Below are 17190 nucleotides of genomic sequence, written 5' to 3'. Positions count from 1 at the left end.
AGAAAACCCGTTCTGACTTGAAAAGTCGAGCGGGTTTTTTAAATTTGTAAATGGGTATAATATCTGAGGTTAGTCAATTCTACAAATAGTAAGAGGGCAGTTTTCGCATTCACATTCATCTTTTAGAAATTGTAAATTAAGTACTGTGATTGTACTCTTGTCAAATGTAATAATATTATTCTTTTTCAGGTCATTTAACATACGGTTAATGACTTCTCGGCTAGTGGCACAAAGATTAGCCAGCTCATTATTGGTTAATTTATAGTTAATATGGATTGAGCCATCATCTAAATTTTCACCATAAGTGTTTGCTAATCGTATTAGAGTAGAAAAGAGTGCACCCTTTTTTCCATGTAGTAATAAATCACGGAGTCTAGATTGACTTTTCATATTTTGCAACTGTATCCAACGCAAACATGCAATCATCAATGACGGTTCTTGACTTAGATAGAGTTCAAGCATGTTGTTATCGATAGTTAAAATAGTAGTCGTTTCCATAGCTGTAGCTGTTGTTGAATTATAATCTAGAGAACTAAAAATAGTACTTTCACCAATTAAATTATTACTACCACAGATACGAATCGTTAATTCCTTCCCACTTGCAGTTTCTTTTGAAATTCTCACTTGTCCAGATACAACAAAAAAAACATCTTGGGTACGGTCACCTTCTAAGAATATAGGGGTGTCTTTGGCGAATTTGACAACTGTACCATGCTCTTTGAAAAGTGAATGGATCTTAGGTGGGATAGTTTCAATTTCCTCCAAAATTTTCACAACCTCTGCTGTTTTTCACAATTATAACATACTGTTTTCTTGCAATTGGGCAATATTTGAAATTCTCTTTTTTCACCTATTTGATGACATGGATGTTTGATTAAAAACATATTAGAAATGGGAAATTATTTTAGTCAAAAAAGGTCAAACAAATCACTTTACTTTCATGGGAAGACGATAATATAATGTAGTTAATCAAAAGGTCAAAAAAGGTCAAATAAGGAGTGAACTATAATGCAAATGAATATGAATAATGAAGAGCAAAAAAGTCCACTTGAACAATTTGGACGTAATTTAGTAGAAGAAGTGAAAAATGGCAAAATGGACCCTGTTATTGGTCGAGACCAAGAAATCCGTAATGTCATTCGAATATTATCACGTAAAACAAAAAACAATCCTGTATTAATCGGTGAACCCGGTGTTGGTAAAACTGCGATTGTTGAAGGATTAGCGCAACGTATCGTCAAAAAAGATGTACCAGAAGGATTAAAAGACCGTAAAATTTATGAGTTGGATATGAGTGCATTAATCGCTGGTGCCAAATATCGTGGGGAATTTGAAGAGCGTTTAAAAGGTGTCTTGAAAGAAGTCAAAGAAAGTGAAGGGCAAATCATCCTATTTATTGATGAGATTCATACAATTGTTGGTGCAGGTAAAACGGATGGTGCGATGGATGCAGGGAATATGCTCAAACCAATGTTAGCTAGAGGTGAGCTACATTGTATCGGTGCAACTACATTAGATGAGTACCGTATGTATATCGAAAAGGACCCAGCACTTGAACGTCGTTTCCAACAAGTTTTAGTTCGTGAACCATCTGTAGAGGATACGATTTCTATTTTACGCGGTTTAAAAGAACGTTTCGAACTACATCATGCTGTCAAAATTCATGACCGAGCAATTGTCGCTGCTGCAGAATTATCAAATCGTTATTTAACTGAGCGTTTTATGCCAGATAAAGCGATTGATTTAATCGATGAAGCTTGTGCGATGATTCGTACAGAAATAGATTCGATGCCACAAGAATTAGATGAAGTAACACGTCGTACAATGCAACTTGAAATCGAAGAGCAAGCTTTGATGAAAGAAAAAGATGACGCAAGTAAGAAACGACTTGTAGCACTTCGTGAGGAATTATCGGAGCTAAAAGATTCTACTTCTAATATGCGTGAGCAATGGGAAGCAGAAAAATCTTCTCTTCATGTTATCCAAGAAAAACGTGAAACACTTGATCGTTATCGTAGGGATTTAGAAGAAGCTGAAAATAATTATGATCTAAATAAAGCAGCGGTGCTACGTCACGGTAAAATTCCTGAATTAGAAAAAGAATTAGTAGAACTAGAGCAGACTTTGCAACAAGGCAATGATCGTCTACTACGAGAAGATGTGACAGCTGAAGAAATAGCTTCAATCGTTTCAAGATGGACAGGTATTCCTGTAACAAAATTAGTTGAAGGCGAACGAGAGAAATTACTCAACTTAAAAGCTACATTACAAGAGCGAGTTGTCGGTCAAGACGAAGCTGTTCAGTTAGTGACAGAAGCGGTTTGGAGAGCGCGTGCAGGAATTCAAGATCCACAAAAACCAATTGGGTCTTTCTTATTCTTAGGTCCAACTGGTGTCGGGAAAACAGAATTAGCAAAAGCATTAGCTGCTCAATTATTCGACTCTGAGGATCATTTCATTAGAATTGATATGTCTGAATATATGGAAAAACATAGTGTATCTCGCTTAGTAGGGGCACCTCCAGGCTATGTAGGTTATGAAGAAGGCGGTCAATTAACAGAAGCTGTCCGAAGAAACCCATATGCAGTAGTATTATTAGATGAAATTGAAAAGGCACATCCCGATGTGGCGAATATTTTGCTACAAATTCTAGAAGATGGTCGTATTACCGATAGCCAAGGGCGTATGGTTAATTTCACAAACACAGTGATCATATTGACATCTAATATTGGTTCAAGTTATTTACTCAATATGCCTGAAAATAGTGAACATGCTGTTGAGGATTTAGTAATGGCGTCTTTAAGAGAGCATTTCAAACCAGAGTTATTAAATAGACTCGATGATATCATAATGTTCCATTCATTAACAAACGAACATTTTTATCAAATTACTTGGAAGTATATTCAGTTATTACAAAAACGAGTGGCTGAACAAGAAATTGAACTAGAAGTAAATGAAGATGTCATCCAGTGGGTAGTAGCAGAAGGAATAGATCCAACTTTTGGTGCAAGACCTTTAAGAAGATTTGTACAGCGACACATTGAAACGCTCGTTGCAAAAGAATTATTAAAAGGGGAGACAGTACCAGGGGATAGACTAGATATTTCAATGGAAGATGGTAAAGTAACAATTCAAAAAGAACCAGCGTAAAGATAAAAAGTCTGAGCAACCATGAAAAAAGGTTGCTCAGACTTTTTTAAAAGAAAAAAACCCCGCCCAATCTTTGGACAGGATTTTCATTATTGTTGGTGACCTACTTGTTTAGGTGATTCGTTTGGAATAACATTGCTAATAATAATTAAGAATACAGAGAAAACTACTGAAAGCCCTAATCCAAGATTTAAGTTAAATCCAACATTCTGAATTGAACTTACTACGTAGTTCAGTACAGAAACTAATAATGCTGACCAGAAAAATAGCATAATATATCTCATTAATTTCACCTCTAACTAACTTTTTTACCTGTTCTATCATATCATATAGCCACATTTAAATAAAAGAATCTTTTCATTATTATGCCCCGTTATTTGGACAAAAATTGACGAAGTGTTGAAAAAATATAAATCTTTCGTTATAATTATTACCAGGTACTAATAATTGATAACAAAAGAAAAGAGGCGCTACTTCATGAACGCTGGAATAATAGGCTTAGGAAGATGTATCCCTAATCGCGTAGTCACAAATGCTGACTTAGAAAAAATAATGGATACATCAGATGAATGGATTCGCACTAGAACAGGAATTGAAGAACGAAGAATCGCATCAGATGAACATAACTCTTCTCATTTAGCTTTTGAAGCTGCAAAAAATGCAATAGCTAATGCTGGAATTTCGGCTGATCAAATCGGACTTATTTTAGTTGCAACCGTAACACCTGACCGACCATTTCCGAGTGTAGCGTGTATGATACAAGACCAACTCGGTGCACACAAAGCAGCTGCAATGGACTTGTCCGCTGCATGTGCAGGATTTATGTATGGATTGGTAACGGCTAAGCAATTCATTGAATCTAATACGTATGATTATGTATTAATAGTTGGTGTTGAAAAACTCTCGAAAATTACAAACTGGGAAGATCGAAATACTGCTGTCCTATTCGGCGATGGTGCATGTGCAGCTGTGATGGGTAAAGTATCTGAAAATCGAGGAATTTTATCATTTGAGCTAGGTTCAGACGGCTCAGGCGGAAAGCATTTGTTCCAAAATGACGCAGGCCATATTGAGATGAATGGCCGTGAAGTTTTCAAATTTGCAGTACGTCAAATGGGTGAATCAGCATTAAATGTCATAGAGAAAGCTGGATACACTAAGGAAGACGTTGATTTCCTTATTCCGCATCAAGCGAATATTCGAATTATGGAATCTGCAAGACAAAGACTAGATTTGCCAGAGGAGAAGATGTCTACTGCTATTAAAAAATATGGCAATACATCGTCTGCTTCAATTGGCAATGCATTAATAGAAGAACTAGAAGCCGGCAAAATTCATGATGGCGATTTACTCGTACTCGTTGGATTTGGTGGCGGCCTTACATGGGGCGCCGTTGCAATGCGCTGGGGAAAATAACAATACAAAGAAAAGAGGGAGTTAAAATAACATGACAAAACGTCGAGTAGTTGTTACAGGAATGGGTGCTGTAACACCTTTAGGAAATGATGTAGAAACAACATGGAAAGCGGTTAAAGAAGGAAAAAGTGGTGTCGGTCCATTAACACGTATAGATGCTGAGCAATTTCCTGCAAAAGTTGCTGCAGAAGTAAAGGATTTTGATATTGAAGCATACATTCCTCGTAAAGAAGCACGTAAGATGGATCGTTTTACACATTACGCATTAGCGGCGTCTATTATGGCTGTAAAAGATGCAGGGTTAGAAATAACTCCTGAAGTTGGTCTTCGTACAGGTGTTTGGATCGGTTCTGGTATTGGTGGAATGGAGACGTATGAGCAACAATTCCGCAATTTCCTTGAAAAGGGACAACGACGTGTTAGTCCATTTTTCGTACCAATGATGATTCCAGATATGGCTGCAGGGCAAGTATCTATCCACTTTGGTGCAAAAGCTATTAACTCATGTTCAGTAACAGCTTGTGCATCTGGTACAAACTCAATTGGTGATGCGTTCAAAGTTATTGAACGTGGCGATGCTGATGTTATGATTACTGGAGGAGCAGAAGCACCAATTACGAATATGGCGGTTGCAGGATTTTGCTCAAATACAGCACTTACATTAAACCAAGATCCGCAAACTGCATCTCGTCCATTCGATGCTAATCGCGATGGTTTTGTTATCGGCGAAGGATCGGGTATTGTTATTTTAGAAGAATACGAACATGCAGTAAAACGTGGCGCAAAAATCTATGGTGAAGTTGTAGGGTACGGTTCAACTGGAGATGCGCACCATATTACAGCTCCTGCTCCAGAGGGTGAAGGTGCAGCACGTGCAATGAAGCAAGCGATTGATGATGCTGGAATTGATGCAACAGAAATTGGTTATATTAATGCTCATGGTACAAGTACACCGTATAATGATTTATTTGAAACAAAAGCTGTGAAAACTGTATTCGGTGAGCATGCGTATAAATTAGCGATGAGTTCAACGAAATCGATGACAGGTCATCTACTTGGAGCAGCAGGTGGGATTGAAGCAATTTTTTCAGTACTTGCATTAAAAGAAGGTATTCTCCCTCCAACGATGAATCTGGAAACAGCAGATCCTGAATGTGACTTAGACTATGTTGCTAACGGTGCTAGAGAAAAAGAAATTACTTATGCTTTAAGTAATTCACTAGGTTTTGGTGGTCATAATGCCTCACTACTATTTAAAAAGTTTTAATAAGTTATAAATGACCACAGGGTGAATACCCTGTGGTTTTTTATCTATACAATTTTGTTGTTTAAATTAAATGATTACTGGAATAGTGATGTATTTCATTATAGTAAGTGAAAGATTATTAATTAGTAAGAACATCATATTTTTATATAAAAATGACCTCGTTAGTTATAACGAAGTCATTTTTTCATATAGTAATAAAAACTAGAAAAGGAAATATGCAAATGCGCTTACTATTTTTCTTAACTTTTTACGGTCTGATTGTAATAAGTTCAACACACATGATTCTGTATTTGAACTACCGAGCACTAGGATATACTTGGACAGCCGTTTTTATGTTCATTTTGCATACAGTCGATTTCAAAATTTTCATCGGCTCAAGTATTGGACTAGTTATCGTCTATTTCTCCCAAGGCCCATCGCGTCTTCCATTTTCTTGATTGTTGCGCTTGCAATAGCGTTCGCTTTTTCAGCACCGGTATCTAAAATATCATCTAATTTTGGTGAATCGATTAACTCGTTAAAACGTTCCTGGATAGGTGCTAGATGATTAATAACACTTTCAGCAACTCCTGCTTTGAAAGCACCATAACCCAGCCCAGCGTATTTTGCTACAAGATTATCAATTGATTCATTTGTTAAAGATGCTTCAATTGTTAGTAAATTAGAGACACCAGGTTTAGATTCAGTATTGAAAGTAACAACGCCTTCAGAATCTGTCACGGCAGATTTGATTTTCTTCTCGATCTCTTTTGGAGTATCTAGAAGGCGGATTGTTGCTTTTTTGTTTTCATCGGACTTACTCATTTTCTTCGTTGGTTCTTGAAGTGATTTAATGCGAGCTCCGCTTTTTGGTAATTGAATAGTAGGAATCGTGAATACTTTACCGTACCGTTTATTGAAACGTTCAGCTAAGTCACGTGTAAGTTCTAAATGTTGTTTTTGGTCGTCACCAACTGGCACGATATCTGTGTTATATAGAAGAATATCTCCAGCCATAAGTGGTGGGTAAGTAAGTAAGCCTGCAGAAACCGCCTCTTTACCAGTAGATTTATCTTTGAATTGTGTCATACGCTCAAGTTCACCGATGTAAGAAATACATTGTAACATCCATCCAGCTTGTGCATGTGCAGGTACTTCTGATTGAATAAATAGTGTTGATTTTTCTGGATCAATACCTGTTGCTAGATATGTTGCAGCAAGCGTGCGGATGCTGTTACGAAGTTCTTTACTGTCTTGTGGCATTGTAATTGCGTGTTGATCAACAATACAAAAAATACAATCGTACTCGTCTTGCATAGTTGTAAACTGTCTGAATGCACCAATGTAGTTACCTAATGTAATGACACCTGTTGGTTGTACACCTGAAAAAATACGTTTCATAATTAAATTCCTCCTTGGATATAAAAAAACATCATGCGTCTCCTAAATAGGGACGAATGATGTTGAATCCGCGGTACCACCCAAGCTTGTCGATAAATCGACCACTCATCCTCGTAACGTGAGGTAAACGAACAGAGCTACTACATAAAGGTTCGCAAAGTTAACTCGGAAGTCCATTCCACTTAGCGTATCATCTGTTTGCACCAACCACAGACTCTCTTTACATACGACATAAATGTACTACTCTTCGTCTTCGTTTTTCTATATTACTTTGTGTGATTATAATATAGTACCAAGCCAAAAATCAAGCAATCGTTTACAGATTACAAATAATAAAAAATAAGGGCAATGAACATCATCATAATGGTAGCTCCACCGATTTGTAAAATACCCAAATAGGGCATTGAAACAATTTCAGATGGGGCTCTCATACTTTTAACATCCTCTAATCTAGATGACTTCACAAAAACCTTACGCATACTAACCGTGAAAATGTCAAAAAATCCAGATGATAGAATATATGAGGTGAGTCCTACAAAAAGTACAATAGCTCCTATGATAAATGAAATATTAATGTAATCGATTAATCTTAGCATTTTATATTGGAAGAACATGATGATCACGATTAAAAATTGCAGTGCTAAGAAGAGAATACCTTTCTTTTTCAAGCTAATAACCTCCAATTCTGTATTCATTTTAGTTGAAATAAGTTGAAAAATCAAAGAAATTTCACATCATTATATATTCAGAATATTAGAACTTTGTGCTGATAAATACTGATGTTATCACATTTGAATATCAAGTATACGTCAAAAAAAGACATTTTTATCAAAAGGTTACTGTACAACTTTTTTTGAATATGTATAATTAGCAATGTAATGATTTTTCAGAAAATTCAAGGGGGATTAGTTATACATGAAGAAAAGTAAACTAGTATGGCTATCAAGTCTTATCCTTGTTCTTAGTGTTTTCTTAGCTGCTTGTGGCACAGGAAATGACAAAGATACAAGCAAAGAATCTGGTAGTGGTAGCAAAGAAAATTCAGGTAGTGTTGATGCAACTCAAGAACTAAATGTTATGGAAACTGCTGAAATTCCAACAATGGACTCAGTATTAGTAACAGATGTAGTAGGATCTAACGTTTTAAACAACGTTAATGAAGGATTATATCGTTTAAATCAAGAAAACTTACCAATTCCAGCGATGGCTGCTGAAGAACCAAAAGTAAACAAAGAAGGTACAGTTTACACATTTAAGATTCGTGATGCTAAATGGTCAGATGGCTCTGCAGTAACTGCTAATGACTTCGAATATGCATGGAAACGTGCAATTGATCCTAAAACTGGATCTGAGTATGGTCCATATATGATGGATGGAGTAGTTAAAAACGCAAATGCAATTGGTAAAGGTAAAGCAAAAGCTGCTGACCTTGGTGTAAAAGCTCTAGATGAAAAAACACTAGAAGTTACACTTGAAAAACCAGTTCCTTATTTCTTGTCTTTAATTTCACTAAGTACATTCTTACCACAAAAAGAAGAATTCGTAGTAGCGCAAGGTAAAAAATACGCTTCAAACTCAGATACAACTTTATACAATGGTCCATTCGTTCTTGAAGGCTGGGATGGAACAGGATTAACTTGGAAATATACTAAAAATGATAACTACTGGGACAAAGATAATGTAAAACTAGACACAATCAATGTTGACGTAGTGAAGGAAGTTCAGACTCAATTAAATCTTTACACTTCTGGTAAAAAAGACCGTGCAGGACTATCAGGTGAATTTGCAATGCAATATGCTGACAATCCAGATGTAGTGAAAGACGTTGAATCTTCACCTTTCTACTTGAAATTAAACCAAAAACGTGATGGTAAAACAGATACAGCTCTTGCAAATGTAAACATTCGTAAAGCAATTTCTATGGCTTTCAACAAAGAAGATTTAACTAAAGCAGTATTAGCTAATGGTTCATTCGAAGCTAACTACCTAATTCCAGCTGAATTCACATTTGATGAAGAGGGTAAAGACTTCCGTGAAGTAAACGGAGATATGAACAAATACAACCTTGAAGAAGCTAAATCATATTGGGAAAAAGGTCTTAAAGAACTTGGAACCGACAAACTTGAATTAGACTTCTTAGGCGATGATAGTGACTTAGCTAAAAAAATGGACGAGTACTTGAAAAACCAATTAGAAAAAAATCTACCTGGTTTAAGTATTAAACTAAAAGAAGTTCCTTTCTTAGTACGTGTTGATTTGAATTCTAAACAAGATTACGATATCCAAGTTGCAGGTTGGGCTCCAGACTTCCAAGATCCATACACATTCTTAAATTTATGGTTATCAGATAGTCAACAAAACAATATGAGCTATGCATCTGAAAAGTACGATAAATTAGTAACAGATGCTCAAACAATTTATGCAACTGAGCCAGCAAAACGTTGGAAAGCAATGGCAGATGCAGAAAAAACATTGATTGAAGAAGATGCAGCGCTTGCACCTATTTATCAACGTGGTACTATGGCACTTCAAAAACCTTATGTTAAAGGTTTAGTGAAACATAACTTTGGTGCTCAATATAGTTATAAATGGACATATATCTCAGGTAAATAATAGTATTCAATTTTATGAGATTATGCTAAAACCCTGAATAGGGAGAGTATGTGGTTGATTTTAAGCCATATACTCTCTTTTTAATCAGATATTAACTAATTGGAAAATCATGCTACTAAGGGTTTTGTTAATAACAACATTTACAAAGGAAAGAATTTTCTAATTGAGATATTTCTATGAGTTCCATAGTTACGACCACTATTTTAGGAGGTGCAAGAATGGCAAAGTACATTTTAAAACGAGTATTGTATATGATACTAACATTATTCCTGATTGCAACATTTACGTTCTTCTTGATGAAGATGTTGCCGGGTTCCCCTATAGCTAGCTCACCTAAACTAACCCACGAACAGTTAGCTGCGGTGGAAGCAAAATATGGATTAGATAAACCGCTTCCAGTTCAGTATGGAATATATATGAAAAAGATGGTACAACTTGATTTTGGCGTTTCTTATCAATTTAAAGGTGCAAACGTTACAGAATTAATTATTAACCGTGCTGGTCCTTCATTCCTTTTAGGTATTCAAGCGCTTATACTCGGTACTATAGGCGGTATTATTTTAGGGATGATTGCAGCTTTAAGGCAAAATACTGTATGGGATTACGGCAGTACGTTAATCGCGATATTTGGTATCTCCATCCCTTCATTCGTATTTGCTTCATTACTACAATATTGGATTGGTGTTAAGGGAGGATTCCTTCCCGTTGGATTATGGGAGAATGGCTGGCAATCTAGTATTTTGCCGACAATTGCATTAGCCATGGGTCCTCTAGCGACATCAGCTCGTTTCATTCGAACAGAAATGATAGAAGTATTGGGAACTGACTATATTACTCTAGCAAAAGCTAAAGGTGCTAGCGGCCTTGAAATTGCATTTAAGCATGCATTTCGTAATGCATTAATTCCATTAATAACAGTAATGGGTCCTTTAGCAGCAGGTTTAGTAACAGGTTCTCTTGTAGTTGAACAAATCTTTGCTATTCCTGGTATTGGTGAACAATTCGTTAAAGCGATTAATTCTAGTGATTATTCCTTAATAATGGGAACAACAATGTTCTTTTCTGTACTATTGATTTTAGTTATTTTCATTGTTGATATTTTATATGGCATTGTAGATCCACGTATCCGTTTAACAGGAGGTAATAAATAATGACAAATGAATATCGTAAATTACCACCTGAAGCTTTTAAACACGTGCACATGGATGGCAGTCACTCTGAGAAAATTTCTAAACCATCTTTAAGTTTCTGGCAGGATGCTTGGTTACGTATACGAAAAAATAAAGCAGCTGTAGTGAGTATATTTGTACTATTATTCATCATTCTGATGTCATTTATCGGACCGATGATTAGCCCGCATGACTTTGAAACGCAAGAAATAACTCATGCAAATTTACCTCCAAAAGTACCTGGTTTAGAAAAGTTGGGAATCTTTGATGGTACGGGTAATATGGGTGGTCAAGAAGTCAATTTGTATGAAATGAAAAACGTTGATACTTACTATTGGTTTGGTACAGACGGACTTGGGCGTGATATGTTCTCACGTGTCTGGAAAGGTACTCAAATTTCATTACTAATTGCACTTGTTGCAGCTGTAATTGATATGGTTATTGGTGTAGCTTACGGTGGTATTTCGGCATTTTATGGTGGTCGTGTTGACGATGCGATGCAACGTATTGTTGAAATTTTATATGGAATACCGACACTGATTGTTGTTATTTTAATGATTCTTGTAATGGATCCGGGTATTGTGGCCATTATTATTGCCATTTCAATTACTGGATGGATTGGTATGTCTCGTATTGTTCGAGGACAAGTATTGAAATTTAAAAACCAAGAGTTCGTACTTGCGGCTAGAACTTTAGGAGCAAGTAATGGGCGTATAATTAAAAAACATTTATTGCCAAATGTTATGGCGGTTATCATTATTAACACAATGTTTACAATTCCTAGTGCGATATTCTTTGAAGCATTTTTAAGTTTTATCGGATTAGGGTTACAATCACCAGACGCATCTTTGGGTACTTTAATTAATGATGGTTACAAGCTAATACAGTTCCAACCTCATATTTTAGCTATTCCAGCAGCAATTATAAGTCTATTAATGATTGCTTTTAACTTAATTGGTGATGGTCTACGTGATGCACTTGATCCAAAAATGAAAGATTAATAGGGGGAAAGCAGTTATGGAGAAAATACTTGAAGTAAAAAATCTTGAGCTTTCTTTCCACACATTTGCTGGTGAAGTGAAAGCGATTCGTGGTGTGAACTTCGATTTGAAAAAAGGAGAAACACTAGCAATCGTTGGGGAATCAGGTTCAGGTAAATCGGTTACGACTAAAGCTATTATGCGTCTACTCCCTGAATCTAGTTCGGAATTCAAAAATGGTCAGATTTTATTTAATGGAAAAGATTTAACGAAGTTAACTGATAAAGAAATGCAGAAAATTCGCGGGAAAGATATCTCGATGATTTTCCAAGATCCGATGACATCTTTGAATCCAACGATGACAATTGGTAAACAAATAATGGAGCCGATTTTAAAACATCAAAATGTAGCAAAATCAGAAGCTCGAAAAATTGCCATTGATCTATTAAAACTAGTAGGTATGCCGCAACCAGAGCAACGTATGAAACAATATCCACATCAATTTTCAGGTGGTCAACGTCAACGAATCGTAATTGCAATTGCATTAGCATGTAACCCAAAAGTTTTAATTGCTGATGAACCGACAACTGCACTAGACGTTACAATTCAAGCTCAAATTCTTGAACTGATGAAAGATCTACAAAAGAAAATCGATACATCTATTATTTTCATCACGCATGACCTTGGTGTTGTAGCAAATGTGGCTGATCGTGTAGCTGTTATGTACAGTGGTAAAATTGTTGAAATTGGTACAGTAGATGAAATATTCTACAATCCACAGCATCCATATACTTGGGGTCTTCTAAGTTCTATGCCTTCATTAGATGTGCAGGAAGAGAAACTGTATGCAATTCCAGGCACGCCACCAGATTTATTGAATCCACCAAAAGGGGATGCCTTTGCGCTTCGTAGTGAATATGCTATGCAAATCGATTTGGAAGAAACGCCACCATTCTTTAAAGTAAGTGATACTCATTATGCGGCTACTTGGTTATTACACCCAGATGCTCCAGAAGTGACACCACCTGCTACAATTATTGAAAGAATGAAACGATTCCCTAATAGCCGCTATTACGAAAGTGCTAATGGAGGTATTTTAAAATGAAAATACAAAAGAAACTTTTAGAAATCAAAAATTTAAAACAATACTTCAATCCTGGAAAATCAAATGAAGTTAAAGCCATCGATGATATTACATTTGATATTTATAAAGGAGAAACTTTAGGATTAGTAGGGGAGTCAGGTTGTGGGAAATCTACGACAGGTCGTACGATTATCCGCCTATATGATGCCACTGACGGAGAAGTTCTTTATGATGGTGTAAATGTCCATGGTCGTAAATCTAAAACGGAACTAAAGTCATTTAACCGCAAAATGCAAATGATTTTCCAAGATCCGTATGCATCATTAAATCCACGTATGAAAGTAATGGACATCATCGCAGAAGGTTTAGATATTCACGGTCTTGTAAAAAACGCAAAAGAACGTCAAGAACGAGTTTATCAATTGTTAGAAACAGTAGGCTTAAACAAAGAACATGCTAACCGCTATCCACATGAATTCTCGGGTGGTCAACGTCAGCGATTAGGAATTGCTCGTGCTCTAGCAGTAGAACCAGAATTCATCATTGCAGATGAACCAATTTCTGCATTAGATGTGTCAATTCAAGCGCAAGTGGTTAACCTATTAAAGGAGTTACAAGAAGAAAAAGGCTTAACCTACTTATTTATCGCTCATGATCTATCAATGGTTAAATATATTTCTGATCGAATCGGTGTAATGTATTTTGGTAAATTAGTAGAACTTGCACCCGCAGAGGATCTTTACAAATATCCTATGCATCCCTATACACAATCACTACTATCAGCTATTCCACTTCCAGACCCTGATTACGAGCGTAATCGTGTGCGTATAACATACGATCCAAAATCGCATAATTATAAAGAGGGCGAGGATGTAACAATGCGAGAAGTACGTCCCGGACATTTCGTCTATTGCTCTAAAGCAGAATTTGAAGTATTACAATCACAACATGCAAATAACTAATCATTATGTTTAATTAAAGGCTGCCTCTTTAGTCAATGAAATTAGTTGATTAAAGGGGCAGTTTTGTATTTTGTCAAATTTACATAATGAAATTTATCTAAAATTGAAACTTTTTTTACAGATTGAACGTATAATTAGTATAAATATAATATATATTTTTTCAATATAGAGATTCTAAATGAGAATATTTATTTGAATTAATAAGTTTATCGCACGGCATTTTTGGGGATACTACATATATACGCGTAATAAAGTGGTCTAACCTTTATGGAAAAACATGAATTGATAGAAAAAATGGTCATAACTTACAATGGAAATTTTTCTTAATAGCATATATTCAAATTGGACAAAATGTTGTATAATATGCTTACAGTTCTTTTTTTAAAGTCATTCTAATTTAGGAATGTTATTATATTCGCTACACATTTTGAAAGGATGTGTTTTATATGATGGTGACATTATTTACTTCACCCAGTTGTACATCTTGTAGAAAAGCAAAAGCATGGTTAGAAGAACATGATATTCCATATACAGAAAGAAATATTTTCGCGGAGCCTTTAAGCATAAGTGAAATAAAAGAAATTTTACGCATGACTGAGGATGGTACAGACGAAATCATCTCAACTCGTTCTAAAATTTTCCAAAAATTAAAAGTAGATGTAGAAACTTTACCGTTACAGCGTCTTTATGAGTTAATCCAAGAACATCCAGGGCTTTTACGACGTCCGATTATTTTAGACGAAAAACGTTTACAAGTTGGGTATAACGAAGATGAAATTCGTCGTTTCTTACCTCGTAAAGTTCGTGCTTATCAATTACAAGAAGCACAGAAGATGGTTAACTAATAATAAGAGCAATTTTCATGTAGCATGCTCGCTCAAATTGGTCAGCAGTATACATGTGTATAATAAGTATATTGATTAGTTAGGATTCATGCGTAACGATCTATCTATTATGTCTTCAGAGCCAGTTGTTGTTAAGTGTTACACAACTGGCTTTTTTTTATGCATAAAAATTTTTTTCATTATTTACTATATAAAAGAGGATAGTACATCTATACATAGAAGCGTTATGACTTGATTTACTATACCTTGTCTACTACAATTCATATACTGTTGTAATTTTCCGAGTTATTTCCTTTCCATTTTCAACAAACTCATCATACAATAGTATTAGACACTGTATTATCAAGAAATTTTAAAGACTTGTTCATAAGTGGACTCGATGCATCTGTTAGTATTGACCGAAGGGAGTTGTGTAATATGGACATCGAACGCATAAATGAGAATACACTTAAACTCTTCATTTCTTATCATGACATTGAAGAACGTGGATTCACGAAAGATGAAGTATGGTATAACCGGGAAAAAAGCGAAGAACTCTTCTGGTCTATGATGGATGAAATAAATGACGAAGAATATTTTGAAGTTGAAGGACCATTATGGATCCAAGTGATAGTTCAAGAGAATGGCCTTGAACTGACTATCACACATGCTAAAATTTATAAGGACGGTCAGCATATCGAACCGCCCTTCGATATAGAAGATAAACAAAGAATGATGTCATCCGCATTTGGTGGCGATGAGCCAAAAGCGCATGAATTTGACGATTTTGAAGATCTTGTAAACAGTACAATCGATGAGGACTCCGATTTTATCTTTAAATTACAGGAATTTGATGATATTATTCCTCTTGCGCAAAAAATACAAGAGACGTCACTATTCCATAATGCGTTGTATCAATGGGAAGGTAACTACTATTTACACATCCGTTTTAATGAAGAGGTTTTACATGATGAAGCTGAGGACATTTTCAGTGTTATTACTGAATTTTCCACGGACGCTGAGGTAACAATCCACATTCTTCAAGAATACGGTAAAGCATTAATGGAAAAAGACTGCTTTGATACAGTTATAAAGTATTTTGTTAAATGACAGTGAAAATCCTCCGAATCCCGGGGGATTTTTTTTCTTGCAATTTATACCATATATTAATAGAATGGATAAAAATAGGAGGTGTTTGTATTTTATCTGCAATGACAGCAAATAATGAACTATTTATATTGTCTGCATCACATACTAGAGAAAATCTAAAACAGTTAAGGAGAACCCATCAGTTTTTTTGTCCGCAATGTAAAGAAGAGTTACAGCTTCGAATAGGTGAAATTGTTGTTCCTCATTTTGCACACAAAAAGGATTCAAATTGTCCACAGTTATTTTCGGATGGTGAGTCAAAAGAACATTTAATAGGTAAACAACAACTTTATTGTTTTTTTGAAAACAAAGGATTAACTGTTCAACTGGAGCCTTTTATAAAGAACTTGTCGCAGCGGCCGGATTTACTAGTAACAACTAAAAATGAGCAATATGCGATTGAATTTCAGTGTAGCAATATACCTATTGAAGTTGTACAAGCACGTACTAAAGGATATTTAAATGCAAGTATAGTTCCTCTATGGCTTCTTAAAACCCCTAATTTTAAGCAGCAAAAACCTACACGTATTCAACTTGTTCAAATCTCTCCGTTTCGTCAGCAATTTATCACATGTCATCCCCAACACGGATCAACCCTTCTTACTTACAATCCTACTACAGCGAAGTTTATTTATTTTTCTCATCTATTGTTCATACATGGGTATCGCTTTATCGCCAAGGTCCAACAGTTACCGATTGCACATCAATATTTTCCATTTTTGCATTTAAAAGAGCCTACAAAGGAGGAATTCACTCATTATTGGAGATTCCATTTGCTTATCCGCCAGCGTTTTTTACGTCAACGTTTCTACTTAAGTAGGAAAGGGGTTCAGGATCTGCTCTTAAAAGGCTGTTACGGTGCGCGTATGAGACTTGACCAATTACCTTTATTCATTGGCTTGCCTGTTCGAAACGCTCAATATATTGATGTCTACATTGCAGAATGGCAAGCAACATTATTATTCTTTCTACAAGATTGTCAAATTAGTATATTACAAGTGGATGATGAGGTTATTGCGATATTTATCTTAAATAATCCGGATTATTTTCAAGATGAGCGAGGGAAAGATGCGATTCTTCACTATATTTTGTTATTGAAAAAATTGAGTGTCCGTTCCATTCATTCTTCAACAAAAGAAGCTATTATCTTACAATTATTGCATAGTGAATTCCTTGCAAAGTGTTATGAAAATTGA

The 17190-nt window shown here is 35.6% G+C and carries 15 protein-coding genes and 1 other annotated feature; of the genes, 11 read left to right on the top strand and 4 right to left on the bottom strand.

Features of this window, described 5'->3' with window-relative positions; translation table 11 throughout:
* Positions 1-69 precede the first annotated feature (69 nt).
* Positions 70-774: a Crp/Fnr family transcriptional regulator gene (locus MHH98_RS18295; RefSeq protein WP_235175672.1), complete on the bottom strand. Its 705-nt coding sequence runs from the start codon at positions 772-774 to the stop codon at positions 70-72.
* Between the two features lie 234 nt (positions 775-1008).
* On the opposite strand from MHH98_RS18295, the gene MHH98_RS18290 reads away from it, so the two are divergent.
* On the top strand, positions 1009-3150 hold the full coding sequence (locus MHH98_RS18290) for an ATP-dependent Clp protease ATP-binding subunit (protein ID WP_340713343.1): 2142 nt from the start codon (positions 1009-1011) through the stop codon (positions 3148-3150).
* An 89-nt stretch (positions 3151-3239) separates the two neighbouring features.
* Here the strand turns inward: MHH98_RS18290 and MHH98_RS18285 are convergent, their stop codons facing one another.
* Positions 3240-3434, bottom strand: coding sequence for a YjzD family protein (locus tag MHH98_RS18285; RefSeq protein ID WP_038179641.1), 195 nt, complete (start codon positions 3432-3434; stop codon positions 3240-3242).
* A 193-nt stretch (positions 3435-3627) separates the two neighbouring features.
* On the opposite strand from MHH98_RS18285, the gene MHH98_RS18280 reads away from it, so the two are divergent.
* Positions 3628-4566 carry a beta-ketoacyl-ACP synthase III gene (locus MHH98_RS18280; RefSeq protein WP_038179639.1) on the top strand — a complete coding sequence of 313 codons (939 nt, stop codon included), beginning with the start codon at positions 3628-3630 and terminating at the stop codon, positions 4564-4566.
* A 31-nt stretch (positions 4567-4597) separates the two neighbouring features.
* A complete protein-coding gene (fabF, locus tag MHH98_RS18275; protein WP_038179637.1) occupies positions 4598-5833 on the top strand; it encodes a beta-ketoacyl-ACP synthase II in 1236 nt (411 codons plus the stop codon).
* 390 nt (positions 5834-6223) lie between these two features.
* On the opposite strand, the gene trpS is transcribed toward fabF, so the two are convergent.
* Both trpS and MHH98_RS18265 read right to left on the bottom strand, forming a co-directional pair.
* Positions 6224-7213, bottom strand: a complete 990-nt coding sequence (gene trpS, locus MHH98_RS18270; protein WP_038179635.1) for a tryptophan--tRNA ligase — start codon at positions 7211-7213, stop codon at positions 6224-6226.
* A gap of 45 nt (positions 7214-7258) precedes the next feature.
* Positions 7259-7476, bottom strand: a binding site (T-box leader).
* A 60-nt stretch (positions 7477-7536) separates the two neighbouring features.
* A complete protein-coding gene (locus tag MHH98_RS18265) occupies positions 7537-7881 on the bottom strand; it encodes a DUF3899 domain-containing protein (protein ID WP_038179633.1) in 345 nt (114 codons plus the stop codon).
* 247 nt (positions 7882-8128) lie between these two features.
* On the opposite strand from MHH98_RS18265, the gene MHH98_RS18260 reads away from it, so the two are divergent.
* The 8 genes from MHH98_RS18260 to MHH98_RS18225 all read left to right on the top strand — a co-directional run bounded on the left by MHH98_RS18260 (position 8129) and on the right by MHH98_RS18225 (position 17190).
* Positions 8129-9826, top strand: a complete 1698-nt coding sequence (locus MHH98_RS18260) for a peptide ABC transporter substrate-binding protein (RefSeq protein WP_038179631.1) — start codon at positions 8129-8131, stop codon at positions 9824-9826.
* A gap of 218 nt (positions 9827-10044) precedes the next feature.
* Positions 10045-10977: an oligopeptide ABC transporter permease gene (gene opp3b, locus MHH98_RS18255; protein ID WP_038179629.1), complete on the top strand. Its 933-nt coding sequence runs from the start codon at positions 10045-10047 to the stop codon at positions 10975-10977.
* Positions 10977-11996 carry an oligopeptide ABC transporter permease gene (opp3C, locus tag MHH98_RS18250; RefSeq protein ID WP_038179627.1) on the top strand — a complete coding sequence of 340 codons (1020 nt, stop codon included), beginning with the start codon at positions 10977-10979 and terminating at the stop codon, positions 11994-11996. Before opp3b ends, opp3C begins: the two co-directional genes overlap by 1 nt.
* Before the next feature lie 16 nt (positions 11997-12012).
* Positions 12013-13080: an ABC transporter ATP-binding protein gene (locus MHH98_RS18245; protein WP_076034085.1), complete on the top strand. Its 1068-nt coding sequence runs from the start codon at positions 12013-12015 to the stop codon at positions 13078-13080.
* Positions 13077-14021 carry an ABC transporter ATP-binding protein gene (locus MHH98_RS18240; RefSeq protein ID WP_218642295.1) on the top strand — a complete coding sequence of 315 codons (945 nt, stop codon included), beginning with the start codon at positions 13077-13079 and terminating at the stop codon, positions 14019-14021. Before MHH98_RS18245 ends, MHH98_RS18240 begins: the two co-directional genes overlap by 4 nt.
* A 449-nt stretch (positions 14022-14470) precedes the next feature.
* Positions 14471-14866 carry a transcriptional regulator SpxA gene (gene spxA / locus MHH98_RS18235; RefSeq protein ID WP_179078282.1) on the top strand — a complete coding sequence of 132 codons (396 nt, stop codon included), beginning with the start codon at positions 14471-14473 and terminating at the stop codon, positions 14864-14866.
* A gap of 417 nt (positions 14867-15283) precedes the next feature.
* Positions 15284-15955: an adaptor protein MecA gene (gene mecA / locus MHH98_RS18230; RefSeq protein ID WP_038179621.1), complete on the top strand. Its 672-nt coding sequence runs from the start codon at positions 15284-15286 to the stop codon at positions 15953-15955.
* A 101-nt stretch (positions 15956-16056) separates the two neighbouring features.
* On the top strand, positions 16057-17190 hold the full coding sequence (locus MHH98_RS18225; protein ID WP_340713341.1) for a competence protein CoiA: 1134 nt from the start codon (positions 16057-16059) through the stop codon (positions 17188-17190).

Origin of the sequence: Viridibacillus sp. FSL H8-0110, assembly GCF_038003565.1 — a bacterium.
Classification (GTDB): Bacteria; Bacillota; Bacilli; order Bacillales_A; family Planococcaceae; genus Viridibacillus; species Viridibacillus arenosi.
The sequence above is the reverse complement of the archived record's forward strand: the minus strand, read 5'-3'. Positions and strand labels throughout refer to the sequence as shown.

Excerpts from the sequence above, each read along its gene's own strand:
- opp3b (WP_038179629.1), top strand. The coding sequence starts at position 10,045 with ATGGCAAAGTACATTTTAAAACGAGTATTGTATATGATACTAACATTA.
- mecA (WP_038179621.1), top strand. The coding sequence starts at position 15,284 with ATGGACATCGAACGCATAAATGAGAATACACTTAAACTCTTCATTTCT.
- MHH98_RS18225 (WP_340713341.1), top strand. The coding sequence starts at position 16,057 with ATGACAGCAAATAATGAACTATTTATATTGTCTGCATCACATACTAGA.
- MHH98_RS18285 (WP_038179641.1), bottom strand. The coding sequence starts at position 3,434 with ATGAGATATATTATGCTATTTTTCTGGTCAGCATTATTAGTTTCTGTA.
- spxA (WP_179078282.1), top strand. The coding sequence starts at position 14,471 with ATGGTGACATTATTTACTTCACCCAGTTGTACATCTTGTAGAAAAGCA.
- MHH98_RS18280 (WP_038179639.1), top strand. The coding sequence starts at position 3,628 with ATGAACGCTGGAATAATAGGCTTAGGAAGATGTATCCCTAATCGCGTA.
- MHH98_RS18260 (WP_038179631.1), top strand. The coding sequence starts at position 8,129 with ATGAAGAAAAGTAAACTAGTATGGCTATCAAGTCTTATCCTTGTTCTT.
- trpS (WP_038179635.1), bottom strand. The coding sequence starts at position 7,213 with ATGAAACGTATTTTTTCAGGTGTACAACCAACAGGTGTCATTACATTA.
- MHH98_RS18240 (WP_218642295.1), top strand. The coding sequence starts at position 13,077 with ATGAAAATACAAAAGAAACTTTTAGAAATCAAAAATTTAAAACAATAC.
- MHH98_RS18290 (WP_340713343.1), top strand. The coding sequence starts at position 1,009 with ATGCAAATGAATATGAATAATGAAGAGCAAAAAAGTCCACTTGAACAA.
- MHH98_RS18245 (WP_076034085.1), top strand. The coding sequence starts at position 12,013 with ATGGAGAAAATACTTGAAGTAAAAAATCTTGAGCTTTCTTTCCACACA.
- opp3C (WP_038179627.1), top strand. The coding sequence starts at position 10,977 with ATGACAAATGAATATCGTAAATTACCACCTGAAGCTTTTAAACACGTG.
- fabF (WP_038179637.1), top strand. The coding sequence starts at position 4,598 with ATGACAAAACGTCGAGTAGTTGTTACAGGAATGGGTGCTGTAACACCT.